We start from the raw sequence: 26177 nt of genomic DNA, 5'->3' as shown, positions 1-26177 counted from the left end.
ACTAATGGGTATCTGCGACGGACGGACCGTCATCATCACCGGCGCAGCGCGCGGACTCGGACGATCCTATGCGCTCGCCTTCGCCGCCGAGGGCGCCAATGTCGTCGTCAACGATATCGGCACCAGCCTGTCGGGCGAAGGCCGCGACACCTCGGCCGCCGCCGATCTGGTCAAGGGGATCAAGGCAGCGGGCGGCCGCGCGATCGCCAATTATGAGGACGTCACCGACTGGGATGCCGCCAAGCGCATCGTCGACGCCGCGGTCGCCGCGTTCGGCGACCTCCATGTCGTCGTCAACAATGCCGGCATCGTGCGCGACCGCATGTTCGTGTCGGCAACGCCCGAGGAATGGGATGCGACGATGCACGTTCATCTGCGCGGGCATTTCTGCGTCAGCCGCCACGCGGTCGATTATTGGCGCGGCCAGCAAAAGGCGGGCAAGCCGGTCGACGCGCGTATCATCAACACGACGAGCGGCGCAGGGCTGCAGGGTTCGATTGCGCAAGCCGCCTATTCGACCGCCAAGGGCGGCATCGCCGCGCTGACCTTGGTGCAGGCGGCTGAGCTCGGCCGCTATGGCATCACCGCCAACGCGCTCGCCCCGGCCGCGCGCACGCGGATGACCGAACAGGCCTTTGCCGACAAGATGGCGGCGGTCGAAAGCGGCTTCGACGCCCAGGATCCCGACAATATCGCGCCGACCGTCGTCTGGCTCGGTTCCGAGGCGTCGAAGCATGTCACCGGCTGCGTGTTCGAACTCGAGGGCGGACGCATCACGCTCGAGGATGGTTGGAAGCTCGGGCCCACCGTCGACAAGCAGGCAAAATGGGCTCCCGCCGAAGTCGGCGAGGCGGTCGCAGAATTGCTCGCGGAGCGCAGCGAACCACGCAGGGTCTGGGGCAGCTAGATGCATTTCGCCTTTACCGACGAACAGGCGATGATCGCCGAAACGGCAAAGGCCTTCTTTGCCGCCAACGCCACGAGCGAGCGCACGCGCGCCGCGATGGCACGCACCGGCATCGACGACGCACTGTGGCAGGGTTTCGCCGGCGACTTGGGTCTCGCCGGGGTCGCGATCCCGGAGGATCAGGGCGGGGTCGGTCTTGGCATGGTCGAACTCGCCATTCTCGCCGAGGAAGCGGGACGACATGTCGCGACGCTGCCTCTGCTCGCAAGCATCGGCCTCGCCATTCCCGCGACCCTGGCAGGAGGCCGCACCGACCAGACGGCGCGCCTGCTTCCCTCTCTCGCCTCGGGCGAGCTGGTGGCAAGCTTTGCCCAAGCCGCGCCCGGCACGACGTGGAACGACCGGACGCTGACCGGAGCCGCACTCCATGTTCCGCACGGCGCGAGTGCAGGGCTGTTCATCGTTGCGGTGGGCAGCGACGCATTCCTCGTCAAGCGCTCCGCGCCCGGCCTTTCCGTGGCGCCGCTCACCAGTCTCGACCAGACGCGCCCCTATGCCCGGCTCGATTTTGGCGGGGTCGCCGCCGAACCGCTCGCCGACCCGGCGGCGGCGATCGCCACCGCGCATCGCACCGGCGCGCTCGTCATCGCCGCCGACGCGCTCGGCGGCGCGCAGGCGTGCCTCGACCGCACCGTCGCTTATGCGAAGGAACGCATCCAGTTCGGGCGCACGATCGGCAGCTTTCAGGCGATCAAGCATCGTCTCGCCGACATGATGGTCGCAATCGAGCAGGCGCGCTCGGCGGTCTATTGGGCGGCGTGCGCGATCGAAGAGGGATCGGACGAAGCGCAATTCGCTGTCCATGCCGCCAAGGCCTTCGCCTGCGACACGTACAGCCATGCGGCGGGCGAGATGATCCAGCTCCACGGCGGCATCGGCTTCACCTGGGAACATGACGCCCATCTCTATTTCAAGCGTGCACGCAGCAACGCGAGCCTGCTCGGCACGCCCGACTGGCACCGCGAGCAGGTCGCGCAGCGCATCGGATTGGACGAAGCCGCATGAAGCTCGGGTTTAGCCAGCAGGAAGAAGCCTTCCGCGCCGAGGCCGCCGCATGGCTGTCGGCCGAACTGAATGGCCCCTTTACCGATGTGCGCGGCATCACGAGCCTGGTCGAAATGCCCGAGCGGCGCCGCGACTGGGAAAAGCGGCTGGGCGAGGCAGGCTGGAGCTGCGTCGGCTGGCCCAGGGAATATGGCGGTCGCGACGCGACGCTCGCCGAGCAGGTGATCTTTGCCGAGGAATATGCACGCGCCGGGGCGCCGCCGCGGCTCAACCATATCGGCATCGAACTTGCCGGCCCGACGATCCTCGCCTTTGGCACCGACGAACAGAAGGCGCGCTTCCTCCCCGCAATCGCGCGCGGCGAGGAAATCTGGTGCCAGGGCTATTCCGAACCCGGCGCGGGTTCCGACCTTGCCAACGTCCGCACCCGCGCATGGCACGAGGGCGACGTGTGGGTGATCGAAGGGCAGAAGGTCTGGACCAGCCTCGCGCAATTTTCCGACTGGATCTTCGTCATCGCGCGCAGCGAGGAAGGATCGAAGGGACCAAAGGGCCTTTCCTTCCTGCTCGTCCCCGTCGACCAGCCCGGCGTCACGATCCGCCCGATCCACCAGATCACCGGCGAAGCCGAGTTCAACGAGACCTTTTTCGACGGCGCACGGACCGAATCCGCCAATATCCTCGGGGCACCCGGCGACGGTTGGAAGGTCGCAATGGCCCTTCTCGGTTTCGAGCGCGGCGTCTCGACGCTCGCGCAGCAGATGGGATTCCGCAATGAACTCGATGCGGTAATCGCCGCGGCGCGCGCCAATGGCGAGGCGAAGAATCCGCTGATCCGCCAGCGCATCGCCAAAGCCGAAATCGGCCTCCGGCTGATGCGCTATGGCGCGCTCCGCATGTTGACCGATGCCGAGGGCGGCAAGCTCAGCCCGTCGGCGCTCACCTACAAGATCCAGTGGGCCACCTGGCGCCGCGACCTTGGCGAGCTTGCCATGGACGTGCTCGGTCAGGCGGGCGAGACCGTCGCGGGGCAAGACTATGCCTTCCCCGCGCTCCCCAACCTCTATCTCTACAGCCGCGCCGACACGATTTACGGCGGCACCAACGAAATCCAGCGCAACATCATCGCCGAGCGCGCGCTCGGCCTCCCGCGCGAACCGCGCGGCGACCTCAAGTAAAGGAACCGACCGTGGCACGACCAGCCCCCGACTATCCCACGCCAACCGGCTTGCTCAAGGGCAAGACCGTGCTGATCACCGCCGCCGCCGGCAGCGGTATCGGCGGCGCGGTCGCGCAACGCGCGGCCGAGGAAGGCGCGACCTTGTTCCTCTCCGACATGCACGAACGCCGTCTCGGCGAAACCGCCGACCGGATCGAAGCGCTCGGCTTCACACGCCCCGGCGCGCGCGTTTGCGACGTCACCAACGAGGATCAGGTGCACGCGCTGGTTTCCGGCGCGATCGCCGCGATGGGGCATGTCGATGTGCTGATCAACAACGCCGGACTCGGCGGCGCGGCGCCGGTGGTCGAGATGACCGACGACCAGTGGCACAAAGTACTCGATGTTACGCTGACCAGCGTCTTTCGCATGACGCGCGCGATCCTGCCGCACATGTACGAACGCCAGAAGGGCGCGATCGTCAACAATGCCTCGGTCCTCGGCTGGCGCGCGCAGAAACTGCAGGCGCATTATGCCGCGGCCAAGGCTGGCGTGATGGCCTTCACACGCTGCTCGGCGCTCGAGGCGGCAGAGCATGGCGTCCGTATCAACGCGGTGTCGCCCAGCCTCGCGATGCACGCCTCGCTGTCCAAGGTCACCCCGCCGGGCCTGCTCGAGGAGCTGACCGAGAAGGAGGCCTTCGGCCGCTATGCCGAGCCGTGGGAGGTTGCGAATGTGATGCTGTTCCTCGCAAGCGACCTGTCCTCCTATATGGCCGGCGAAGTCGTGTCGGTGTCGAGCCAGCAGGCATGAGCACGCGCATCTTCGATACCCCGACCGCGCTGCTCGCCGCGGTCGGCGAGCGCTTCGGACCGACCGCGTGGGTCGGAATCGAGCAGGATCGCATCGACCTGTTCGCAAAAGCCACCGACGATCACCAATGGATTCATGTCGATCCCGAACGCGCCAAGGATGGTCCGTTCGGCGGCACGATCGCGCACGGCTATCTCACGATGAGCCTCGTCAACCGCTTCCTGCCTGAACTGGTCGAAGTGCGGGGCGTTTCGATGGGGATCAATATCGGCACCGACAATCTGCGCTTCCTCAATCCCGTCCGCGCAGGCAGCCGGATCAGGGGTGTGGGCGAACTGGTCAAGGCCGAGGAAGCAAAGGGCGGCGTCCAGGCGGTGGTCCGGGTGACGGTCGAGATCGAGGGCGCCGAGAAGCCGGCATGTGTCGTCGATACGATCAGCCGGTTCTATCCCAAGAACTGATTCCAGTGGCCATTTCCATAGGGGGAGCGGAGGGCGTCGCCCCCGCGCAGGCCGTCCAAAGGTCAGGAAAGGTCAGCCTTGTGCAGCCGCCGATTAGCCCACCGGGCGGATAGGCCGCGCGCGGTTTCTGAGCGCATCCCTGCGCCGGGCTGCAAGCGCTGTTGTCCACATATTGAAAGAGCTGAGATGAAGGCTGGCACAGCCGCGTGATGTAGGACAGCGTTTTTTTAGATGTCCGATAAGGGGTGGGAAGCGGACCGGCGGCTATCCGGAGGTATGTTCAGAAAACGGCCATTTTCGACTATTTGTAGATTTCCCTCGTTCTACGCATCGGCACAAGGATCAGTTTCCACCAGAACGCGGCAGAACAGGCCCCGCCAATTGCTGCGGCTATGACGACGAATAGAGCCCCTTTGTCTGCCCCATTGGAAAATTGCGAAGAGGGTTGCAATGCAGTGGAGATCGTCAGCGCTGACAAGAGAAGTATCTCGGCCGCCACAATGCTCACGAAAAGAGATCGCTTTGCCCCCGCTTGCTTCAATTTTGTGAGCCATTTCAGCTTAGGCCACTCGACGAACAGGCCAAGCAAAACGGCGCATACAGTCGCCACAATGCTACCAAAGAACCAGACTACGCCGACGAATGCTATAACCCCGCCACTGTTTCTAATTGAGTGTTCGGCCAGCATGAAAAATGCTGCACTGCCAACGGCGAGCAGAAAAGGTGAGATCACTCCTGTGAGGATGATCGCCATTACCGCTCGCCAGAAAAATGCGCTTCGGCTCATTAGCTGGACCATTGCTTAACTTCTACACTCAAAGGGATGTCGTTTCTTAATTCCTCAATGGATAATCCAAGATTCCCGCCATTGGGTTAACCCGTCTGAAAAACGCTGGTTTCCAAGACACAATTCGCCAACAGGTCGTAAAATCACGCGCTGCGGTGCTCCGGTCTCAAAACTCGTCCCGCAATCTATGTCTGTAACTAGGGTGTCGATCTTGCGGAACCAACGGCAACAATGGGGTCGAAACCGGTCACTCCCTGAGCAGGAATTTCTGTACCTTGCCCGCCGCGTTCACCGGCAGCGTATCGACGATCACGATCTGACGCGGCACTTTGTAATTCGCCATATTGTCGCGGCACCAGGCGACGATCTCCTCGGGCGTCGCGCTCGCGCCGGGGCGAAGGACGATATAGGCTTTGGGCACCTCGCCCAGCCGTTCGTCAGCAATCCCGATCACCGCCGATTGCAGCACCGCGGGGTGTGCAGCGAGCAGGCCTTCGATCTCGGCGGGGTAGGCGTTGAAGCCGCCGACGATGAAGATGTCCTTTGCGCGGTCGGTAATCCTTATATTGCCGCGTGCATCGCGCACGGCGATATCGCCGGTGCTGAGCCAGCCGTCGGCATCGATCGCGGCCGCGGTCGCCGCGGGGTCGTTGAAATAGCCGCGCATCACATTGGGTCCGCGTACCAGCAATTCGCCCGCCTCGCCCGCCGCGACGTCGTGGCCGTCGCGGCCGACGAGCCGGACCTCGATTCCCGCGAGCGGGCGCCCCGCGGTGTTCGCGACCGTTTCCGCGTTGTCGTCGGCGCTGCACATCGTCACGACGCCGCATGTCTCGGTGAGGCCGTAGGCGGTAAGCACGACGTCGATGCCGAGCTTGCCGCGCATCTCCTCGATCAGCGTCACCGGGACCGACGCCGCGCCGGTGATCGAAACGCGCAGCGAGGAGAGGTCATGGTCGCGCCAGGGTCCGGCGAGCAGGCTCTGGAAGATCGTCGGCGGGCCGGGCAGCAGCGTCACGCGTTCGGCCTCGATCCGCTTCAACACCTGTTGGGCGTCGAACACCGCGTGCGGCAGCACGGTCGCGCCGTGCAACAGCGCGACGAGCCAGCCCGCCTTGTAACCGAAGCTGTGGAAGAAGGGGTTGATGATCAGGAAAACATCGTCGGGGCCGTAGCCAAGCCCGCCGCCATAAGCGCGGTAGAGCCGGACATTCTGGCCGTGTGTCGTGACCGCACCCTTGGGATTGCCCGTCGTCCCCGAGGTGAAGAGGATATCGCTGACATCGTCTTCGCCGAGCGCGTCGAGCCGTTCGGCGACCGCCGCCTTGGCGACCTCTGCCCCGCGGCGCAGAAATTCGCGCCAGGAGACGCCGGCGCCCTCGCCTGCGAGGAGCACGACCCCGACGAGGTCGGGCAAATCCTCGCCAGCGATCAGCGCCGGGTAATCGGTGCCGAGAAAATCACCGACGGTCAGCAACAGCTTCGCGCCGCTCGCACGCAGGATATAGCCCGCCTCGCGTCCCTTGAGCCTTGTGTTGAGCGGCACGATCGCCGCGCCCGCGGCCTGCGCGCCGAGCGCCGCGACGATCCACTCGGCCGAGTTCGGGGCCCAGATCGCGACGCGGTCGCCGGGCAGCATGCCGGCGGCGAGGAAGGCCGCCGCGCTCGCGCGCACCAGGTCCGGCAGGTCGCGATAGGCGATTTCGCTCCCGTCCTCGCCGCGGATTGCGACGCGATTGCCATGCGCGATCGCGGACGCAAGGATCATGTGCGGGATCGTCATATTCGCTTCGGACACGGCCATCGTCTCTCCGTTCGCGCGCGCGTCGCGCACGTCCATTTTCTCCTTCGCCCCGGTGACGCGGCACACCGCGCGCCACAACCCCTATTCGGGGGCTCCGGCATCATGTTGCCGCGGCGAGGCCGAGGCCTATAGAGGAGCAGGAGGAAATCGAGTCGCCATGCCCAGCTATACGCCTGTTGCCGACGTCGACGAGCTGGTGACGCTGATCTATCGCGGCCCGCTTGAAGAAACGCCATGGCAAGGCTTCCTCGAGGCGCTGAGCCGCCGGATGCAGCGCCAGAGCGCCGCGATCACCTTGCGGCTCAGCCGCCCCGGCATGCCGCCCTTCATCATCTGGGCACCGCCGCTGCCGATCGCCGAGCAGGAAGCGCGCCGCATCCACCGCATCCACGCCGAACTCGGCGACCTCGACCCGCTGCGCAACGCGCTCGCGCGGCCGGGGGACATCTACCGGCTGAGCGAGATCGTCTCGGCCGAAGACCTCCACGCCAGCCGCTTCTATGCCGAAATCCTGCACCCCTATGGCATCGAATATCAGCTCGGCATGTATATTTCCGAACCCGGAGGATGGGAGGGGAATGTCGGGCTGACCGACGGCCCCGGCGGTGAGGATTTTACGGACGACGACAAGGCGATGCTGATCAAGCTGCGCCCGCATCTCGAACTTTCGCTCGCGCTCTTTGCCCGGCTGCGGCGCGAGGAGACCGAGGTGCAGGTGATGATCGACACGCTCGACCGGCTGACGCTCTGTACCTTCATCCTCGACGGCGCGGGGCGCATCCTGCGCAGCAACAGCGCGGGCCGCGCGCTGGTGCGCTCGAACAAGGGGCTGCGCACCGCCAATGACCGGCTTGCGCTGACCAGCCAGACAGGCAACGCGCAGCTCCAGAAACTGATCGGCAGCGCGATCGCGGCGCATCGCGACGGCGGCAGCTTTGCCGAGGGACTTCGCGTCGAGGCCGATTTCGACGGACATCTCGGCGTTCTCGTCCGCTCGATCGAGGCGCGATCGCATTATGGCAATGAAGCGGGCCCGGCGGCGGTCGTCTATGTCTCGGGGCTCGACAACAGCCAGCCGCTCGAGGGGCTCGTCGCGCAGATCTTCGACCTGACCCCCTCCGAAGCGCAGCTTGCGGCACTTCTGGCGTCGGGGCTCAGCCTGTCCGAAGCCGCCGAAAAGCTTGAGTTCACTGAAAATACGGTGCGCAGCTATTGCAAGACGATCCTCAGCAAGACCGGCGTCGGACGGCAGGCCGACCTTGTCCGCCTGATCCTGCGCAGCGTCGCAGTCTTGGGGTGACCGCACGTCCATCTAGTCCAATTGGGCGATGCGACCCTGTGCGGCGTCCTTAAGCTTCCCCGATAGCCCGCCGAGCGGGCGTGGGAGAGGAGCGAGGACAGGCCATGGCGACCAACGCGGATCCGATCGCCTTTCGCGGCGCGCTGGGTTCCTTTGCCACCGGGGTGACGATCGTCACCACGCGCGACGCGGCGGGGCTCGATTGCGGGCTGACCGCGAACAGCTTCAACTCAGTCTCGCTCGATCCGCCGATGGTGCTCTGGAGCCTCGCGCGCAGTTCGCTGAGCATGGATGCCTTTCGCAACGCCGAATATTTCGCGGTGCATATCCTTGCCGCCGATCAGGAGACGCTTTCGAACGGCTTTGCCAAGCGCGGCGCCGACAAATTCGCGGGACTGGAGACGGAACGCGGCACGGGGGATGTGCCGCTGCTCAGAGGCTGCGCGGCGCGCTTCCAGTGCCGCACCGCCTATCAATATGAGGGCGGCGACCATGTCATCTTCGTCGGCGAGGTCATCGCCTTCGACCATGACGACCGCGCGCCCCTGCTCTTCCACGGCGGCCGCTACGCGCTCGCGGCGCGCAGGGCCGCGGCACTCACCGCCAGCAACGACGTCGGGAGCGATGCGCCGGGCCGTTTCGGCGAGGATTTCATCGGCTATCTGATCGGCCGCGCGCATTTCCAGCTCTATGGCCGGATGCAGGCGAGCCTTGCGCAACATGGCCTCGACGCCACCGACCATTTCGCGCTGAGCATCCTCGGCATACAGGACGGCCGGACGGCCGTGGAGATCGCCGAGATGATCGGCTTCACCGGCGCGCGGCTGACCGACGACCGGGCGCACTCGCTCGCCGAACGCGGCATCGTCCGACGCGAAGCGCCAAGCGGGCGGTTGTGGCTGACCGCCGCCGGCCGCCGGACACTGATCGAGCTCGCGGCGGCGGCGAAGGCGGCGGAGGAAGACGCGCTCGGCGCCTTCGACGACAATGAAAAGGCGCTGCTCAAGCATCTGCTCAAACATGTCATCCACAGCACCGACCCCGGCCTGCCCGATCCCTGGGCGACGGGCGAGGCGGCCGACTGAACGGCAAAAAAGGAAACTCCATGGAAAAGGTCATCTACGCGTTGTGGGCGGATTCCGGCGAGGCTCGGGCGGATTTGAACGCGCGCCTGCTCGGCGAGGTCGCGCCGCAGCTCTCGCCGATGGTGCACGCGCTGCGGATCAACGTCCAGGATGATGCCGTGGCAACGGGCACCTCGCCGCGCATCACCTCCACCCGGCCGCAGATGGAGGCGGTCATCCAGCTGTGGCTCGACAGCGCCAACGACGCGGCGCGCGCCGGGGTCGATGCCGTCGTTGCAGAGGCGGCGCCGCGCCATGCCGCGTGGCTGGCGAGCGAATCGACGGTGCTGCCGAACCGGCTTCATCCACCCGCCCACGGCGCGCGCACCGAAGGATTTTCGCAGATCGTCTTCCTCGGCCTGCCGCCGCGGCTCGGCTGGACCGCGTGGCGCGACATATGGGAGCGCCAGCATTCGGCGGTCGCGGTCGATACGCAGGCCAATTTCGAATATGTCCAGAATCTGATCGTCCGCCCGCTGACCTGTGACGCGCCGCCCTATGTCGCGATGATCGAGGAGTGTTTTCCCGCCGCAGCGCTGCACGACGAAGCCGTCTATTTCGACGCCGTCGGCGACGCCGGCCGGCTCGCCGAACATCGGCGGCTGATGATGGAAAGCTGCGCGCGCTTCATCGATTTCGACCGGATCGACTGCATCCCGACCAGCCAGTTCGACATCCGCCGGCATGGAAGCTGACGCAAATCAGGAGACGAACATGGCCCATGACGGCGACGACTTGACCTGGACCGACCCCGACGCGATCGTGCGATCGGACCGCATCGAGATCGATGCGCCCGCTGCGCTCGTCTGGGATATTCTGACCGACCTGCCGCGCTACGGCGAATGGAACCCCTTTTGCATCGCGGCCGAATCGACGCTCGAAATGGGCGCCCCCGTCCATATGACGCTCAAAAGCTATATCGAGGAGGGCGTAACCTTTCCCAATTGCGAATATATCTGCGCCTTCGAGCCGGAACGCCTGCTGTCGTGGGCGCTGCCACACGACGACGCCTGGCCCTATCCCGCGCGGCGCGACCAGATCATCGAACCGCTGGGCGATGAACGATGCGCCTATCATTCGACCGATGCGTTTCTGGGGCCGAACGGCATCCATGTCATGCGCTTCGCCGGGCCGTGGGTGAAGCGTGCTTTCGACGACACCGCGCGGGCGCTCAAGACCCGCGCCGAGGCGATGCAAGCGGCTTCATAAAGTCGCGGTCAGCGGTCGCTCTGGGGTAGGGAGCTACCACCCGCCATTTTCGTCATCCCGGCGGAGGCCGGAATCTCGCCGGCGCGCTATTCCGTTAGGTAGAGATCCCGGCCTTCGCCGGGATGTCGATGAAAGAAGGGTCCGCCGACGTCCGCAATCGATCGTTTCCGGACAACCAGCTACTTCGGGTAGCGTGCGTTCATGACATCCCAACTTAACCGGACGAGTTGCTCGAGGATGTCCAGGTCCACATCGGTGAGCTTGTTGATGTAGAGGCAGGATTTGCCGGTCTTGTGCCTGCCGAGCCGCGCAAACAGCGCATCGGCCTCATCCTGCCGGTCGCTGTAATGGCCCATCAGATAGAGCGTCATTGCGGCCTTGCGGGGGCTGAACCCGGCACGGCACATCGTTCCCGACCGACCGCTGTCATAGACATAATCATAGCTGCCATAGCCGATGATCGATGGTCCCCACATCCTGGGTTCGAGGCCGGTCACGCGGCGGTGAATCGCGTCGATGACCTCGGCTTCTTCGCGGCGCCGCACATCGGGGACGGCCGCGATAAAATCGGCGGCATCGACTTCGGTAGCCTTGGTCTTGATTTCGGTCTTGCCCATGCCCGGTCCTCCCGAACCAGAAAATAGCGGCCCCCAGCGGCAAATCCAGCCGGACGTTGCGCTCCGCGCTCATCGCAAAATAGCTTCTGTCCTACAAAATCGCACGATACCAGCGGGGCCCCGTGCGGCGCGAAACTGTATCCTTTGTCGCTTTAAGCGCGGCGACGGGGCGCGTGGACGGCGGGCCGGAGAGCGAAACGCGGGTGAAGTTCGGCGGATTCCCGCGGCCTTTCCGAAGAGCCGCCAACGCATTTGTCGCGTCCTATGCGGTTGCGCCTTCGGCGACGCCCTGCTAGCCGCGCCCGCGTCTTCCCTCGCCAAAGGTGTATCCATGTCCGAGTCCTTCAAGCGCGTCGTCCTCGCCTATTCGGGCGGCCTCGATACCAGCGTCATCCTGAAGTGGCTGCAGGTCACCTATGGCTGCGAAGTCGTGACCTTCACTGCCGATCTCGGACAGGGCGAGGAACTTGAGCCCGCGCGCGCCAAGGCCGAACTGATGGGGATCAAGCCCGAGCACATCTATATCGACGACCTGCGCGAAGAGTTCGTCCGCGATTTCGTGTTCCCGATGATGCGCGCGAACGCACGTTACGAGGGCGATTACCTGCTCGGTACCTCGATCGCGCGCCCGCTCATCTCGAAGCGGCTCGTCGAGATCGCCCGGGAAACCGGCGCCGACGCGGTTGCGCACGGCGCGACGGGCAAGGGCAACGACCAGGTGCGTTTCGAACTCTCCTGCTATGCGCTCAATCCCGACATCAAGGTGATTGCGCCGTGGCGCGAATGGGACCTGACCAGCCGGACCGCGCTGATCGACTTCGCCGAAAAGAACCAGATTCCGGTGCCGAAGGACAAGCGCGGCGAAAGCCCGTTTTCGACCGACGCGAACCTGCTGCACACCTCGTCGGAGGGCAAGGTGCTCGAAAATCCGTGGGATGAAACCCCCGACTATGTCTATTCGCGCACGGTCAATCCCGAGGATGCGCCCGATACGCCCGAATATATCGAGATCGATTTCGAGAAGGGCGACGGCGTCGCGCTGAACGGACAGGCGATGTCGCCCGCGACCTTGCTCGCCGCATTGAACGACCTCGGCCGCAAACATGGCATCGGCCGGCTTGACCTCGTCGAGAATCGCTTCGTCGGCATGAAGTCGCGCGGCATGTACGAAACGCCCGGCGGCGAAATCTACGCACGCGCCCATCGCGGCATCGAAAGCATCACGCTCGATCGTGGCGCGGCACACCTGAAAGACGAGCTGATGCCGAAATATGCCGAGCTCATCTACAATGGCTTCTGGTTCGCGCCCGAGCGCGAGATGCTGCAGGCGGCGATCGACCATAGCCAGGACAAGGTGAGCGGCACGGTGCGACTGAAGCTGTACAAGGGCAATGCGAGCGTCGTCGGCCGCAAGTCGCCCAACAGCCTTTACAGCGAACGTCATGTGACTTTCGAGGACGATGCCGGCGCCTATGACCAGAAGGACGCGGCGGGCTTCATCAAGCTGAACGCGCTGCGACTGAAGCTGCTCGCCAAGCGCGATCGCTGACCGAGTCGGCGCCTTGCGGCGCCGGCTCCAATCATTTTAAGGGCTTGGCTACCATTCGGTTCGCCGCGCCGCGCTGCATCGCCGTGCCGAGCGGTTGGAAATGCGCGCCCCACCGTCGCCGCCTTTACCACCTTCGCCGGGACAGCGGTGCCGCAATGCGGTATTTTGTTCCCTGGATTTCGACAGGATGATCGGAACCATCCGGGAGAGGCCGCACTCGGTCACAAGGTGGTTTATGGAAAACACGACGCCGATCGATCCGGCCGTCTATGAATGGCGGCCCTGTTCGATCCTGCTGCCGCAGATAGCGCTGAAGACGACGCGCTTCGGGACACGGCTCAGCCTGCTTTGGCCCGGGCGCTATATGGTGCGCCAATCGCGCAGCATGGGGCGCCGCATTTACCGCAGCTATTCGGCCTGAAGAGAAGCGACGGGACAAAAGCGGCATAGGCGGTCTATCCGCCGGGAAGCGCGAAGCCGAAATGAAGGCTTAGCAGCGCGCCACGACTGCGCTAAGGCGCGAATCGTGACCGCGACCCGATTTTTCTCCGACAACGCTGCGACGGTGCATCCTCTGGTGATGGAAGCGTTGGCGGCCGCCAATCATGTCGACACCGCCTATGATGGCGACGCGCTCAGCCAGTCGCTCGATGCCGCCTTTTCCGACCTGTTCGAAACGACGTGCGAAGTCGTGTGGATCCCGACCGGCACCGCGGCGAACAGCATCATTCTGGCGCATTTCGTGCGGCCCTGGCAGGGCATTCTCTGTTACGAGGAAGCCCATATCGAAGTCGACGAATGCGGGGCGCCGACCTTCTATTCGGGCGGTGCGAAATTGATGACCGTGCCGGGGCGCGGTGCAAAGATCGACACCGAAGCGCTGAAGGCGCGTATCGCCGGAATCCGCAAGGATGTGCACCAGGTGCAGCCCGCCGCGATCAGCATCACCAACGCGACGGAATATGGCCTTGCTTGGCGCGCGGCGGAAATCGGCGAGATCAGCGAAATTGCCCGGAGCAGCGGCATGAAGCTGCACATGGACGGCGCGCGCTTCGCCAACGCTGTCGCCTATCTCGACTGCGCGCCGGCCGAAGTCACCTGGCGCGCCGGGGTCGATGCGCTGTCGTTCGGTTTCACCAAGAATGGCGCGATGATGGCCGAAGCGATCGTCTTTTTCGGCGGCAGCGGTGGCCCGGGCGTTCGCGAACTCAAGAAACGCGGCGGCCACCTGCTCAGCAAGGGACGCTTTGTAGCAGCGCAGATCCGGGCAATGCTGAAGGACGATCTGTGGCTGGCGAATGCCCGCGCGGCCAACGCCGGCGCCGCCAAGCTCGCGGCTGCGTGCGGCAGCCGCTTGATGTATCCCGTCGAGGCGAACGAGCTGTTCGTACGGCTCACCGCCGCAGAGGCGGCAAAGCTGCGCGCGGCCGGGTTCGACTTCTATGACTGGGGCGAGGGGGCGGCACGGCTGGTCGTCAGCTGGGACCAGGATGCACAGGCGGTCGCGCCGCTTGCGGCCGCGATCGGCTCGCTATGACCAGCGAGCAGCCGACGCTGCTCAGCCCGCGTATCTTGCTGCCTTTTGCGCTGGTGACGCTGATCTGGGGTTCGACGTGGATCGTCATCAAGGGGCAGCTTGGTATCGTACCCCCAAGCTGGTCGGTGACCTATCGCTTTGCGGTGGCTGCGATCGCCATGTTCGCATTTGCGATGGTACGCCGCGAACATCTGCTGCTCGATTTCCGCGCGATGGCGTTCGCGGCGGTGCTCGGCGTGGCGCAATTCACCTTCAACTTCAATTTCGTCTATCGCGCCGAGCAGCATATCACTTCGGGGCTCGTCGCGGTGCTGTTCGCGCTGCTGATCGTCCCCAATACGCTGCTTGGCCGCGCGTTCCTCAAGACGCGCCTCGAGCGCCGCTTTCTGGTCGGTGCGGGGATTGCGATCGTCGGCGTCGGGCTGATGATCCTTCACGAATATCGCGTCGCCTCGGTTGGGGCGGACGAGGTCCTGCTCGGCACCGCGCTGACGCTTGCCGGCGTGCTGAGCGCCTCGACGGCGAATATCATGCAGGGAACGCGCATGGCGCGCTCGCAGTCGATGGTGGTGATGATCGCGTGGGCGATGCTGTTCGGCGCGATCGCCGACGGTAGCTATGCGTGGGTGACGACGGGCCCGCCGGCGATCGAGCCGACCGCCGCCTATGTCGGCGGGGTCCTGTATCTGGGCATCGTCGCGAGCGCGGTGACCTTTCCGCTCTATTTTAACGTCATTCGCGCGGTTGGGCCGGGGCAGGCAGCCTGGTCAAGCGTGCTGATCCCGATCATCGCGATGGGCTTTTCGACCGCGTTCGAAAATTATCGTTGGGCGGCGTTGTCGATCGCGGGCGGGGTCGTGGCGTTGATCGGGCTCGGAATCGCGGTCGCGCGGCGGCCCGAGCGGCCATCGGTCAGCGGCAACAGCGTTTCGATGCCGGTGCAGCCCGAAGACCAGTTGCCATAACTGTATTGCCGTAATAATACGGTGACATGAGAATATTCGCCAGCACGCTCTTGCTTCTCGCCGCGATTCCGGGCGCTCCGGCGTTGGCCCAAACAACCTGCCAGCCCGGCGCTTATGCCGCCCCCGACGGCGATTTCGTCGTTCTCGTCAAGTTGCCGACAATTCCCGCGCCCGGACTGCGCTACCTGTTTCGTGACGGCCGCCGGGGCGCCACCTCCGACGCGAACGCACCGCTGGCCTGCAATGCCGATGGCGTGACGGTGAAAGGCGTGGCGTGGCAACCTGTCGCGTTCCGCGAGACGCCGGCCAATTTCGACAGCGCGGGAACGCGGATGACCGGGATGCTGATCGAACCGCCCGGGGTCGATCCGGCGCGCCCGCTGGTGGTGATGGTCCACGGTTCGGAGCGCAATTCGCCGATCGGGGGGCTTTACGGCTATGCGATGGCGGCGCAGGGCATTTCGGTTTTCGTCTACGACAAGCGCGGCACGGGCGCGTCCGACGGCGAATATACGCAAAATTTCGAACTGCTCGGCGCCGATGCGGCGAAAGCGCTCGACACCGCCCGCGGCATGGCGGCGGGTCGCTTTGGTCGTGCTGGCTTCTTCGGTGGCAGCCAGGGCGGCTGGGTCGCGCCGCTTGCCGCGACGCGCACGAAGGCCGATTTCGTCGCGATCGGCTTTGGCCTTGTCGCCTCGCCGATCGAGGAAGACCGCGAACAGATGGTATCAGAAGTTCGCGCGGCGGGGCTGGGCAAGGATGCCGAAGCGCTGGTCACCCGCCTGTCGCAGGCGACGACGGGCCTGCTGCTGTCCGATTTTCGCACCGGCTATGACGCGCTCGACGCCGTGCGACGCGAGATGACGGGCCAGCCGTGGGCAGCAAAGATCGAGGGCGAATATAGCGGCGCGATCGCGCGCATGCCGAACGAGGAACTCCGGCGGGTCGGCCGCGCCCGCTTCGACAATCTGGAACTGATCTGGGACTATGACGCCGTGGCGGCGTTGAAGAAGCTAGATGCGCCGCTGCTCTGGGTGCTTGCGGGCGAGGATCGCGAGGCGCCGATCGAAACGACACGCGGCGCGCTGCTCGGGCTGGTGAAGAACGGCAAGCCTTTCGAAGTATATCTGTTCCCCGACACCGATCACGGCATGTTCGAATATACGACCAACGCAGACGGATCACGCAGCGCAACGCGTATCACCGACGGTTATCTCAAGCTGCTCGGCGACTGGATCAAGGGTGACGCACGCGGACCTTATGGCCGTTCGGAGAAGCTTACCCCGCGCTGATCCGTTCGATGTCGGCGCCGACGGCCTGCAGCTTTTCCTCGAGCCGTTCGTAACCGCGGTCGAGGTGGTAAACGCGGTTGACCTCGGTTTGCCCCTCGGCGGCGAGGCCGGCGATGATCAGGCTCATCGATGCGCGGAGGTCGGTCGCCATCACGGGTGCGCCGACCAGATGATCGACGCCGCGCACCACCGCACTGCGGCCACGCACATCGATGTCGCAGCCCATGCGCGCGAGTTCGGGAACGTGCATGTAGCGATTCTCGAAGATGGTTTCGGTGAATAGAGATGCGCCCTTGCCAAGCGTCGCCATCGCCATGAACTGCGCCTGCATGTCGGTGGCGAAGCCCGGATAGGGTGCCGTCGACAGCGTCACGGGTTCGGCGCGGCCCGACATGGCGACGCGGATGCCGCCCTTGGTTTCCTCGACCGTCGCGCCCGCCTCGCGCAGCGCGGCGAGCGTCGCGTCCATCTCCCCCGCCTTGGCACCGACAAGTTCGACATCGCCCTCGGTTATGACCGCGGCGCAGGCGTAGCTGCCCGCCTCGATACGGTCGGCCATCACGCGATAGGTCGCGCCGTGCAGGCGATCGACGCCCTCGATCGTTAGCGTTTCGGTTCCGATCCCGTCGATATGTGCGCCCATCGCGACGAGGCAGTTGCACAGGTCGACGATCTCGGGCTCGCGCGCGGCGTTTTCGAGGACGCAGGTGCCCTTGGCGAGCACCGCCGCCATGACGGCATTTTCGGTCGCGCCAACCGACACCACGGGAAAGGTGAATTTGCCGCCGGTCAGGCGCCCGCTGGGCGCCACGGCCTTCACATATCCCGAAGCCAGCTCGATCTCGGCACCGAAGGCTTCGAGCGCTTTCAGGTGCAGGTCGATCGGACGGTTGCCGATCGCACAGCCGCCGGGCAGCGACACGGTCGCTTCGCCGGCGCGCGCGAGCAGCGGACCGAGGACGAGGATCGACGCGCGCATCTTGCGCACGATGTCATAGGGCGCGACGGTCGAGGTCAGCGTTGTCGCGCGCGCGGTCATCACGCGGCCGAAATCTTCAGGACGCGATCCTTCGATCGTCGTCGAACAGCCAAGCTGGTTGAGCAAATGCCCGAAACCGTCGACGTCGGCGAGGCGCGGCAGGTTGCGCAGCGTCAGCGGTTCGTCGGTGAGCAACGCGCAGGGCAACAGGGTGAGCGCCGCATTCTTGGCACCGCTGATCGGAATCCGGCCCTTGAGTCGCTGGCCGCCGCGAATGACGATTTGATCCATCGGCCGTCTTTAGCGCATGCGCGGGGCCGTGCAAGCGGACTAGCTATGCGGACGAAGGCGAACGATAGCCCGCATCGCCCTCGAACTGCGCCTGCGCCTCGCGCCGTCCTTTGCCCATGAAGATATAGCCGACGACGGCAAGGATCAGCAGCGCAACCCCTAGCATCGGAACTGCGTCGCGCGTCGCGACGACGAGTGCGATCCACAGGATGTTCACGATGCCCATGATCAGGAAAATCTTCTGGTTGTTGCCGGGAAAGCCATGGACTTCGCGCCCGTCGGCGGTGCGGATACCGTGGACGCCCCTCAAATCGAATGCGTTATAGACGTAGAAGCGGCCGCGCGTGCCGGGCACCAGTTCGGCAGCTATGCTGTCGGTGACGACCGCGTTGCGGATCGTCCGCGGTCCGACGCCGTCCTGTTGAAAACCAATGCTGCGAAAAATGCTCACGCCGCCGCGGGCGCGCTTGAAGTCGGCAGACTCGATGCTGCCGTCGATAATCGAAACGCTCATTTTTGGATCCCCTGCTGTGGCGCGACCCAGGGGCGGAAAAAGGCTAGCCGATCCTGTGGAAGAAGAAAAGCATCGATAAACCTTCTTCCGCGTGCCGCGCTTTGCACATGGCGTTCGGGAGGAAATTGTGAAACTATCGCGCAAAGATCGCAGGATAAGGGCGCACGGGAAGCAGGTTCAACAGGGGAGAAAAGAGCATGCGTAATCCAGTCGTCACAGCCGTCACTGCGGCTTCGCTTATCGCATCGCAAATGACGGTCCCGGCCTTCGCACAGGCGACCACCTATCCCTATCCGCCCCCGCCGACACAGCCGGGATATGATCGGGGCTATGCGGGCACGATCCGCTGTGAATCCAATGGCAATCGCCAGCAACGCTGCAAGGTGCGGACCGACAATCGCGTCGATTTGACACGCGTGATCGGCGGGCGCTGCTCGAAGGGACGCGACTGGGGGTTCGACGCCAACCAGATATGGGTGTCGGGCGGTTGCCGCGCCGAATTCCGCTATGGCTACGCTGGCGGAGGCGGCGGCTATCCGAGCAATGATTTTGCGGGGACGCTGAACTGCGAATCCTGGCAGTATCGCTATGAGCAGTGCAATGTACGCACCGACAATCGTGTCGAGCTGACCCGAAAGATTGCGGGCAAGTGCAATGCCGGACGCCAATGGGGCTATACCAACGACTATATATGGGTCGACAAGGGGTGCCGCGCCCAGTTCGGCTATGGCTATCGCAACACGCGCCCCCCCGAAAAGGACAAGGGGCCGAGTACGGGGCTGATCATTGGGGGTATCGTTGTCGCCGGCGGGTTGCTCGCGCTGCTCGCAAGCCAGAAAAAGAAGAAGGCGGACGGCACCGCCGACGAAAGCGCGACGACGCATCCGCCGCAGGGCCCGGCAATGCTCAGCGCAAACCTGAACAGTCTGCCGAGCGCGTCACGACCGTCGGTCCAGAATTGCATGAACGATGCTGCACGGCAGATCGGGATCACGGGGGGCACGCGGCTGTCGTACGACCGGCTGATCCACCTCGAGCAGGGCAACGGCGGCTGGCGTATCCGCGCGGCGATGACCGCGACCTATCCCGACGGGGCAAAGCAGATCGAAATGTATTGCCGCGCGACGCCGAGCGATATCATCCAGCTCGACTTTACCTGAGGGCTGGCGGCCGACCGGCGAAGGGACGTTGCTGCCGCGTGGCGGTGAGCCGGAACTGTCGGTGACACCGCTCAAAGATCAGTGAAGGTCAGCCTTGTGCGCCGCTCGATTTGACGCCGCGGATGCGGCTGTCCGCGATCGCTTGCGCCAACCGGCTGGCAACTGCATTTATCTAGCGGATGAAAGAGGCGCGATGAAGGCTGGCATAGCCGAATATTGTAAGAAAAACGTTTTGGGCGGGCGTCGGAGTTGGGGTGGTGAGCCGACGTTCCTCCCCACCCTCGTCACCCCGGACTTGATCCGGGGTCCATGACCTCGACGCCGCGATGGATCCCGGATCAAGTCCGGGATGACGAAGAAACAATGTCCACTTCCGGTCGAAAGCCGACGAACCTCTTTCCCGTTCGTGTCGAGCGAAGTCGAGACACCCACCGACGCTTCTCCCAGCCTGAGGGGAATCTCGGCTTCGCTCGGCGCTAACGGGTTGGGGAAGCGGTAACGGCCAAGTTCGCTCGCTACCTTCCTCGCGCCCAAAAAAGAAAGCCGGATGCCGACGGAACGGCACCCGGCTCAGTCGCCCTCCATGACCGAGTTATCAGGTCAGAATTTAAATCCGACCTCGATGCCATAGCTGCGCGGGTCGCCGTACATCACGCCCGCAAACCCCAGCGAGCCGAAGTCGATGCCCGAGAGCATATATTCTTCTTTCGTGAGGTTCCGGCCCCAGACCGCGATCGAAGCCTTCGCACCGCCGACATCGACGTCGGAGATCGACAGGCGCGCGTTGACGAGCCCGACGCCGCCGTCGGCGATCGCGTCGTTGAAGGGATTGACCGGGTGCCAATAGATCTTGCTGCGATAGCTCCAGTCGGCGCGCGCGGTCAGCTTTCCGAAATTGCCCAGTTCGGTTTCATATTGCGCACCCACATTCGCCGTGGTCGCCGCCGAATACTGGAATTTGGCGACGTCCGAAATGTCGCTCGCCACCCCGGTCATCGGATCGACGAACAGGAACTCCTTATACTTGCGGTCGGTGTAGCCGATCGAACCGTCGATCGTGAGGCCGTCCGTGATCTGCGCCTGAAGCTCGGCCTCGATCCCCGTATAGGTCGCCTTCGCGGCGTTGACCGTGGTGCTCGCCGCCCCGCCGGTACCGGCGAGGAACTGCTGCACCTGCAGATCATCGTAGATCGCATGGAACGCCGCGACGTTGAAGCGAACGCGGCGATCGAACAGCTCGCTCTTGAACCCGATCTCGTACGAGGTCAGGTCCTCGGGATTGAAGCCATTGTTATCGGCCGCGCGCGCGTTGAAGCCACCCGCCTTGTAGCCCGTGCTGGCACGGACATAGGTCATGATGTCGTCGCTCCAGTCATAGGATATGTTGGCCAGCCAGTTGAGCCGGTTGAACTTGCGCGTCAGGTCGCGCGGCGCCGGCGGCACCGGCGCCGACTGGATCAGGTGCTTCTTGTCCTCGGTGTAGCGCAGCCCACCGGTGATGCTGAGCCTGCTGTCGAGCGCAGCGGGTTTCCACGTCAGCTGGCTGAATGCCGCCATCGATCGCGAGATATGGCGATAGGACAGCAAGGTGCCGAGATTGACGCCGAAGCTGTTGAGATTGACGCCCGGGGCGATCGGGATCGGCACCGGCGAAGGGAGGACCAGCGTGAAGCGCTGCGGATTATCCTCCGTCGCGCGTTCGCGGAAATAATAGGCGCCGAGCACATAGTCGAATTCGTCGCCGATCGATCCGATCAGGTTGAACTCCTGCGAGAACTGCTTTTGGTGCCGCTCGTTGCTGGTGCTGAACAGGTCGATCGGCCCGATGCCCTGGGGAATGAAGGCGTTGGGCGGCACGAGGATCGCGGGGCTGACGAGGAAACCGACCAGCCCGCCGTTGCCGTCGAGATCCGAGCTGTCGCTGACATTGTCCCATTTGCGATAGCCTGTGATCGACCGCAGCGTCGCGTCGCCGATCTCCCAATTGATCGTCAGCGCATGACCCTGCACCTTGTCATGGGCATTGCCGTCGTTATCTAGGCGGACCTGCGACAGCCGGTCCTGCGACACCACCGGCGCAGTTCCCCCGAAAGCCGACGAGAAATTGAGATAGTCGAGAATGTCCTGACGCACCGCGCGCAGCTGGAAGGCGTTGGCGCGGCCGTTGCGATCGCTCGAATCGAAGACATAATCGACGGTGAAGCCCGTGCCCTTGTCGAAGCGCACCGCCGCGCGCACGGCGTCGGTGTTACGCGCGCCCGGGTCGCGCTTGTCCAAGGGTTCGAGCAGATTGTCGACCGTCCCGTTGCGCTGGCTGTGATAATAGCCGAGCTTGAGGGCGAGGCCGGTATCGCCGAGCTCGCCGGTGTCGATGAGCGCCTTCACCATAAATTCGTCGAACTTGCCGTAGCCGACCTGCAGCTTGCCGCCGAAATCCTTGGACGGCTTGGCCGAGATGAGGTTGACCGCGCCGCCGGTCGTGTTGCGGCCGTAGAGCGTGCCCTGCGGCCCGCGCAGCACCTCGACGCGTTCGAGGTCCATCATATCGAACAGCGCGCCCGCCGAACGGCCAACAATGACGCCGTCGACATAGAGGCCGACGGCCGGGTCGGCGGTGAGGATGGGATCGTTGTCGACGATGCCGCGGATCGAAATCGACGGGTTGGCGGTCGCCGACGGCGTTTCGGTGATGATCAGGTTCGGGGCGGCACTGCCGAGCGCGGCGACGCTGGTGATCCCCCGCTGCTCGATCGCCTCGGCCCCGATCGCACTGATCGCGAGCGGGGTGTCCTGCAGGCTTTCGGAACGCTTCTGGGCGGTGACGATGATCTCGTCGAGGCCCCCGGCCGTGGCCTCTTCGGTGGCGGGCGCCGCCTCCTGCGCCTGCGCGGCGACCGCCATCCAGGGCGCGATCAGCGCGGCGGCGGCGATTTGTGCGCGGCAATATGTGCGATGCTTCATCAGTCCCATCCCTCTTTCTGTCCATTGCGGCGTAAGATGCGCAATTTATCGATCTAGTATCACGATATGCGTAACGTCAGCAATATATACCTACGCAAGAGGGCAATTCCCTACCCCCTTTTGGTGGTAGGTGCGCGAACGAAAAAAGGGGCGGCAAAGCCGCCCCAGGTCGCCCAAGGTGTCTCCTCATGGCAAGTCGTTCAAATTCCCGGCTGTTCTTTCGGGATATGGACCCTCAGCCCGTCCAGCTCCTCGGTAATGTGGATCTGGCAGCTCAACCGGCTGGTCGGTTTGACTTCGATAAAATCGGCAAGCGCCTCGAGCATCTCGGCCTCGTCGCCGCCCGGCGGGCCGACCCGCGCCGCCCACGCGTCGTCGACATAGACGTGGCAGGTGCCGCACTGGCGCACGCCCCCGCATAATGCATCGATCCCGTCGACGAGATTGCCGATCGCGAGGTGCATCACCGCCATGCCCTCGAAATTGGTGCACGTCTTCTCGCTGCCGTCGGGCTGGACATAGGTGACACGCGCCATCAGTTCTTACCCTTCGCGTGCGCCGGGCAGCCCGCAGCCGCTGCCGCGGCTTCCAGATCGGCGGGTGCACGCGCGGCGATGGCCCGCCGCTTGTAGCGCACCCGGCACGGCTGTTCGGGCCAATAGGTCCCCGCTCCGGCGATCGGGCGCGGTGTGTCGATCAATTCCATATCATAGCGCTGGAGCAGGATCGCGATCAGCGCCTTCATCTCCATCCGCGCAAAATTGACGCCAGCGCAGCGGTGCATGCCGCCGCCAAAGCCGATCAGGCTGTTCGATTCAACCTTGGCATCGGCGCGTTCGGTGTTGAAACGCTCGGGATCATAGTCGTCGGGCCGGTCGAATATCTCGCTCATCCGGTGGCTCACCGACGGCGCGAGCAGGATCCAGTCGCCTTCGCGGACCTGATAGCCGTCGCGCTCGAAATCGGCCGCTGCCTTGCGGATCATCGTGAAGGCCACGGGATGCAGGCGCTCGGTCTCGCGCAGCGCGAGGTCCATTTTCTGCATCGCGATCGCTTGTTCCCAGCTGAGGTCCGCGCCCGACGCCGAACCCAGGATCGTCTCGATCTCGCCACGCAGCACTTGCTGATAGTCGCGGTTCTGGAGGATATCGATCATCGCCCAGCTGACTTGCCCCGCGGTCGTTTCGTGCCCCGCCCAGACGAGCAGCAGGATCATGTGGATGATCAGTTCGTCGGGGATCGGGCGGCCGTCGGGATAGGTCGACGCGACCATGTCCTGAAAGAAGTCGGCGGGCTCGACGGGGTGCGCGCGGCGCTGCTTGATCCAGTCGCCGAGGATGCGGTGGAGCTTTTTCTTGGCGGCCTGGCTGCGGCGCATCTTCTTCGTCGGGAGCCACAGCGGCAGGACAAATTCCATCCCGCCCGAAAAGTCGCGGAACAGCTCGAAAAATTCATGGCCGAGCTTTTGCTTGAAATCGCGGCCCATGAAGCTGTGCGCCGCGATGTCCATCACCACGGGGCCCAGCGTCTGGATCAGATCGAACTCGCCGCTGTCGCCGAGCCGGTGACAGAGCGCCATCGCCTCTTCGGCCATCACCGGCACATATTGCTTCATCGCCGACGCTTTGAAACGCGGCATGATGACCGCGCGCTGATTCAGATATTCCTCCATTTCGGCAAAGGAATAGAAGTCGGGCGAGAACATCTTGTGGAAAAAGGGCATCGATTCGCGGATCGACAGTAGCTTGTCGGTTTCCTGGAATACGAAGCGGTTGTTGTCGGGGCCCAGCATCACGACCATGTTCCGCCCGCCCATGCGGAAGGAATAGATCGGGCCGTGCTCCTGATACCCCTTGCGCAGCAACGCCACGGGGTCCTTGAAGAAGCTGGTGAGGTGGCCGAGGAACGGCATCCCTCCGTCCATCGCGGGCGGTTTCATGGCGATTGCCGGCATGCTGATTCTCCTCTCGACGCCGTCTGCGCGGCCGAACGGGAGGGATCATCGCGCGCCGACGGCAGATCGCGAGCGCCTCGCGGTCAAATCGCGAATTTCAATCCTTTGAGGATCGTCTGGCGCGCCTGCCGGTGCCCAGCGAGCCCGACCCGACATCGCGCGCGACCATCGGCAGCGGAATCGGGGTCGAGGCGATGAGCAGCCCGACGTTGGTCTTGACCGCGGGCGGCAGCGGCGCGTCGCGCGCGATCAGGTCGCGAACCTCGCGGAACAGGCTCGCGAGCCGGCGTTCGATCAGCGCGCGCGACGCATCCGACAGCTCGCCAATCTCGAATTCCCAGATCGATCCCGGCGTCGAGAAATCATATTGCAGAAATTCCTCCTTGACGCGCCGGTCGAAGAAGCGCCGCATCGGCCCGCCGCGCCGCCAGCCGATGCTGCGCGCGGTCATCAGCTGGATGACATTGCCGGGGAGGAGCCGGATCAGCCCGATCCGTTCGAGCTTGAGCAGCGCGGGGATCAGCTGCGTCTGGTCGATGCCATAGTCGGCCGCGATCCGGTCGACCGTCCAGCCGCCGAGTGCGAGGTGGAAGCAGAAGAGCGCGAGCGGCTCGTCGACCAGCGCCTGTTCCTGCGCGTCGGTCAGCGTCGCCGGCATTGCGGGCCGCATCTCGTCGGCCATGCGCGCGAGCGCGAGGAAGTCGATGCCGGCGAGTTCGCAAATCTCGTCGATCCGCGCGAGGGTGAAGCTCTGCTGCGCAAAGGTGCGCCGGACGCTCGCGTGGCTGATACCGAGCGCGCTCGCGACATCAGCATAGGTCATCCCGCGCTCCTTCAACACACGCTTCAGCGCCTCGACCAGATAGGCGCTTTGCATATGCAGGGGCTCGGTTGCCGTCATCGGGCGCTTATCACCCTAAAGGATCGACGCCTCAAGCGCGCAAAAACTGTGACACAGCCGCGCGTCGACGATGCGGTCGGGGCATTCGGGGTCGAACCAGCGATCGATCCGCGCCCAATGATAGGGGTGGAGCATATAGGGGCCGAGCAGCCCCTCGACCCCGGCATATTCCTGTTCCCAGACATGCGTCCAGCGCCGCTCGCCGACCGCCGCGTCTGCGCGGCTGAGCTGCCAGTTGCGGATCGCGGGGATGTAATGCGGCATCATCCGCGTTTCGGCCTCGAATTGTTCGACAGCCGCGGGATCGCTGCCCTCGTCGACGCTGAGCAGCAGAACGCGGTAGACGCCGTTCGCCAGATCGGGAGCTTGCTTGCCGTCCGGCGAGCCCTGATAATCGGCGCCGTCGGCCGCATCGCCGGCGAGCAGCGGCACGAGCGCCGCGCCGAATGCGTCGCGTTGCTCGGCGCTGTCGAATGCGACATGCGCGAGCAGATCGCCGCCGAAGTGACTGCCCGGCAGGGTCGGTGCAACGAGCGTTCGGTAGGCCATATGCGCTCTTGCGAGCGCGCGCAGTTCGTCGGCGAGCGGTGCCAGCCGCGCGGGGTCCGCCAGCGTGACGAGGCGGGTCAGCTTAAACATCGCACAAGCCCTCGATATCGCCGGGCTCGGCAGCAAAGTAACGGCGGCGGCTGACGGCACGCGCATCGGCCTCGGCCCACCAGGCTGCGACGGCGGGATCGTTGCCGCCGACGAAGCGCATCTGCCACCAGCCGCCGGTATCGGCGATCGACCAGCGGAAGGTCAGCGTGTTGGACTGGTCACCCAGCC

At 64.6% G+C, this 26177-nt stretch carries 25 protein-coding genes and 1 pseudogene; 15 read left to right on the top strand and 11 right to left on the bottom strand.

Going from position 1 to position 26177, the window contains the following annotated elements:
• The first annotated feature begins 4 nt into the window (after positions 1 to 4).
• From ATE71_RS05240 to ATE71_RS05220, 5 genes are read left to right on the top strand one after another with little or no spacing between them, the layout of a single operon-like run.
• On the top strand, positions 5 to 907 hold the full coding sequence (locus ATE71_RS05240; RefSeq protein ID WP_058802431.1) for an SDR family oxidoreductase: 903 nt from the start codon (positions 5 to 7) through the stop codon (positions 905 to 907).
• Complete coding sequence (locus tag ATE71_RS05235; RefSeq protein ID WP_058802430.1) at positions 908 to 1972, top strand: acyl-CoA dehydrogenase family protein; 1065 nt, start codon at positions 908 to 910, stop codon at positions 1970 to 1972.
• The gene (locus tag ATE71_RS05230) at positions 1969 to 3150 is read left to right on the top strand and encodes an acyl-CoA dehydrogenase family protein (protein ID WP_058802429.1); all 1182 of its coding nucleotides are present in this window, start codon (positions 1969 to 1971) and stop codon (positions 3148 to 3150) included. The genes ATE71_RS05235 and ATE71_RS05230 overlap by 4 nt, the downstream gene beginning before the upstream one ends.
• 11 nt (positions 3151 to 3161) lie before the next feature.
• Entirely contained in the window at positions 3162 to 3944 is a 783-nt protein-coding gene (locus tag ATE71_RS05225; protein WP_058802428.1) for an SDR family oxidoreductase, read from the top strand.
• Positions 3941 to 4405, top strand: a complete 465-nt coding sequence (locus tag ATE71_RS05220; protein WP_058802427.1) for a MaoC family dehydratase — start codon at positions 3941 to 3943, stop codon at positions 4403 to 4405. Before ATE71_RS05225 ends, ATE71_RS05220 begins: the two co-directional genes overlap by 4 nt.
• Before the next feature lie 301 nt (positions 4406 to 4706).
• Here ATE71_RS05220 and ATE71_RS05215 read toward each other — a convergent pair whose 3' ends face one another.
• The gene (locus ATE71_RS05215) at positions 4707 to 5159 is read right to left on the bottom strand and encodes a hypothetical protein (protein WP_152998654.1); all 453 of its coding nucleotides are present in this window, start codon (positions 5157 to 5159) and stop codon (positions 4707 to 4709) included.
• 280 nt (positions 5160 to 5439) lie between these two features.
• Positions 5440 to 7032, bottom strand: a complete 1593-nt coding sequence (locus tag ATE71_RS05210) for a FadD3 family acyl-CoA ligase (protein WP_235587915.1) — start codon at positions 7030 to 7032, stop codon at positions 5440 to 5442.
• A gap of 121 nt (positions 7033 to 7153) precedes the next feature.
• Here ATE71_RS05210 and ATE71_RS05205 point away from each other — a divergent pair, with 121 nt between their 5' ends.
• The 4 genes from ATE71_RS05205 (at position 7154) to ATE71_RS05190 (ending at position 10629) form a co-directional block, all read left to right on the top strand.
• Entirely contained in the window at positions 7154 to 8296 is a 1143-nt protein-coding gene (locus tag ATE71_RS05205; RefSeq protein WP_058802425.1) for a helix-turn-helix transcriptional regulator, read from the top strand.
• 104 nt (positions 8297 to 8400) lie between these two features.
• Positions 8401 to 9381 carry a flavin reductase gene (locus tag ATE71_RS05200; protein ID WP_058802424.1) on the top strand — a complete coding sequence of 327 codons (981 nt, stop codon included), beginning with the start codon at positions 8401 to 8403 and terminating at the stop codon, positions 9379 to 9381.
• Positions 9382 to 9401: 20 nt separating this feature from the next.
• Positions 9402 to 10115 (top strand): EthD domain-containing protein, encoded by a 714-nt coding sequence (locus tag ATE71_RS05195; protein WP_058802423.1) that lies wholly within the window; start codon positions 9402 to 9404, stop codon positions 10113 to 10115.
• Between the two features lie 19 nt (positions 10116 to 10134).
• On the top strand, positions 10135 to 10629 hold the full coding sequence (locus ATE71_RS05190) for an SRPBCC domain-containing protein (protein WP_058802547.1): 495 nt from the start codon (positions 10135 to 10137) through the stop codon (positions 10627 to 10629).
• Positions 10630 to 10808: 179 nt separating this feature from the next.
• Here ATE71_RS05190 and ATE71_RS05185 read toward each other — a convergent pair whose 3' ends face one another.
• Positions 10809 to 11246 carry a DUF1801 domain-containing protein gene (locus ATE71_RS05185; RefSeq protein ID WP_058802422.1) on the bottom strand — a complete coding sequence of 146 codons (438 nt, stop codon included), beginning with the start codon at positions 11244 to 11246 and terminating at the stop codon, positions 10809 to 10811.
• 331 nt (positions 11247 to 11577) lie between these two features.
• Here ATE71_RS05185 and ATE71_RS05180 point away from each other — a divergent pair, with 331 nt between their 5' ends.
• From ATE71_RS05180 to ATE71_RS05160, 5 genes are all read left to right on the top strand, one after another.
• Positions 11578 to 12795, top strand: coding sequence for an argininosuccinate synthase (locus tag ATE71_RS05180; RefSeq protein ID WP_058802421.1), 1218 nt, complete (start codon positions 11578 to 11580; stop codon positions 12793 to 12795).
• 235 nt (positions 12796 to 13030) lie between these two features.
• Positions 13031 to 13216, top strand: a complete 186-nt coding sequence (locus ATE71_RS05175; protein ID WP_058802420.1) for a hypothetical protein — start codon at positions 13031 to 13033, stop codon at positions 13214 to 13216.
• A gap of 105 nt (positions 13217 to 13321) precedes the next feature.
• Positions 13322 to 14332 (top strand): threonine aldolase family protein, encoded by a 1011-nt coding sequence (locus tag ATE71_RS05170; protein ID WP_082665090.1) that lies wholly within the window; start codon positions 13322 to 13324, stop codon positions 14330 to 14332.
• On the top strand, positions 14329 to 15297 hold the full coding sequence (locus ATE71_RS05165) for a DMT family transporter (RefSeq protein WP_058802418.1): 969 nt from the start codon (positions 14329 to 14331) through the stop codon (positions 15295 to 15297). The genes ATE71_RS05170 and ATE71_RS05165 overlap by 4 nt, the downstream gene beginning before the upstream one ends.
• Positions 15298 to 15323: 26 nt before the next feature.
• Positions 15324 to 16589 carry an alpha/beta hydrolase family protein gene (locus ATE71_RS05160; RefSeq protein ID WP_058802417.1) on the top strand — a complete coding sequence of 422 codons (1266 nt, stop codon included), beginning with the start codon at positions 15324 to 15326 and terminating at the stop codon, positions 16587 to 16589.
• Here ATE71_RS05160 and murA read toward each other — a convergent pair.
• Positions 16576 to 17859, bottom strand: a complete 1284-nt coding sequence (gene murA / locus ATE71_RS05155; protein ID WP_058802416.1) for a UDP-N-acetylglucosamine 1-carboxyvinyltransferase — start codon at positions 17857 to 17859, stop codon at positions 16576 to 16578. The genes ATE71_RS05160 and murA overlap by 14 nt on opposite strands.
• Positions 17860 to 17902: 43 nt before the next feature.
• Complete coding sequence (locus tag ATE71_RS05150) at positions 17903 to 18373, bottom strand: hypothetical protein (protein WP_058802415.1); 471 nt, start codon at positions 18371 to 18373, stop codon at positions 17903 to 17905.
• A gap of 197 nt (positions 18374 to 18570) precedes the next feature.
• Here ATE71_RS05150 and ATE71_RS05145 point away from each other — a divergent pair, with 197 nt between their 5' ends.
• Positions 18571 to 19533: a DUF3011 domain-containing protein gene (locus ATE71_RS05145; RefSeq protein ID WP_082665089.1), complete on the top strand. Its 963-nt coding sequence runs from the start codon at positions 18571 to 18573 to the stop codon at positions 19531 to 19533.
• 600 nt (positions 19534 to 20133) lie between these two features.
• On the opposite strand, the gene ATE71_RS05140 is transcribed toward ATE71_RS05145, so the two are convergent.
• From ATE71_RS05140 to ATE71_RS22435, 6 genes and pseudogenes are all read right to left on the bottom strand, one after another.
• On the bottom strand, positions 20134 to 22494 hold the full coding sequence (locus ATE71_RS05140; protein ID WP_082665104.1) for a TonB-dependent receptor: 2361 nt from the start codon (positions 22492 to 22494) through the stop codon (positions 20134 to 20136).
• Positions 22495 to 22694: 200 nt separating this feature from the next.
• The gene (locus tag ATE71_RS05135; RefSeq protein ID WP_058802413.1) at positions 22695 to 23030 is read right to left on the bottom strand and encodes a 2Fe-2S iron-sulfur cluster-binding protein; all 336 of its coding nucleotides are present in this window, start codon (positions 23028 to 23030) and stop codon (positions 22695 to 22697) included.
• Complete coding sequence (locus tag ATE71_RS05130; protein WP_058802412.1) at positions 23030 to 24448, bottom strand: cytochrome P450; 1419 nt, start codon at positions 24446 to 24448, stop codon at positions 23030 to 23032. The genes ATE71_RS05135 and ATE71_RS05130 overlap by 1 nt, the downstream gene beginning before the upstream one ends.
• A 97-nt stretch (positions 24449 to 24545) precedes the next feature.
• Positions 24546 to 25349 carry a helix-turn-helix domain-containing protein gene (locus ATE71_RS05125; RefSeq protein WP_058802411.1) on the bottom strand — a complete coding sequence of 268 codons (804 nt, stop codon included), beginning with the start codon at positions 25347 to 25349 and terminating at the stop codon, positions 24546 to 24548.
• A 15-nt stretch (positions 25350 to 25364) separates the two neighbouring features.
• Positions 25365 to 25988: a Dabb family protein gene (locus tag ATE71_RS05120; RefSeq protein ID WP_058802410.1), complete on the bottom strand. Its 624-nt coding sequence runs from the start codon at positions 25986 to 25988 to the stop codon at positions 25365 to 25367.
• Positions 25981 to 26177 (bottom strand): annotated as a pseudogene (locus tag ATE71_RS22435) (hypothetical protein); the annotation flags it as partial. The gene ATE71_RS05120 and the pseudogene ATE71_RS22435, both read right to left, overlap by 8 nt.

The sequence above is a fragment of the Sphingopyxis sp. H115 genome (genome assembly GCF_001468465.1).
In the GTDB taxonomy this organism is placed as follows: Bacteria; Pseudomonadota; Alphaproteobacteria; order Sphingomonadales; family Sphingomonadaceae; genus Sphingopyxis.
Note: the sequence above shows the minus strand (reverse complement) of the source record. Positions and strands in the feature narration are given on the sequence as shown.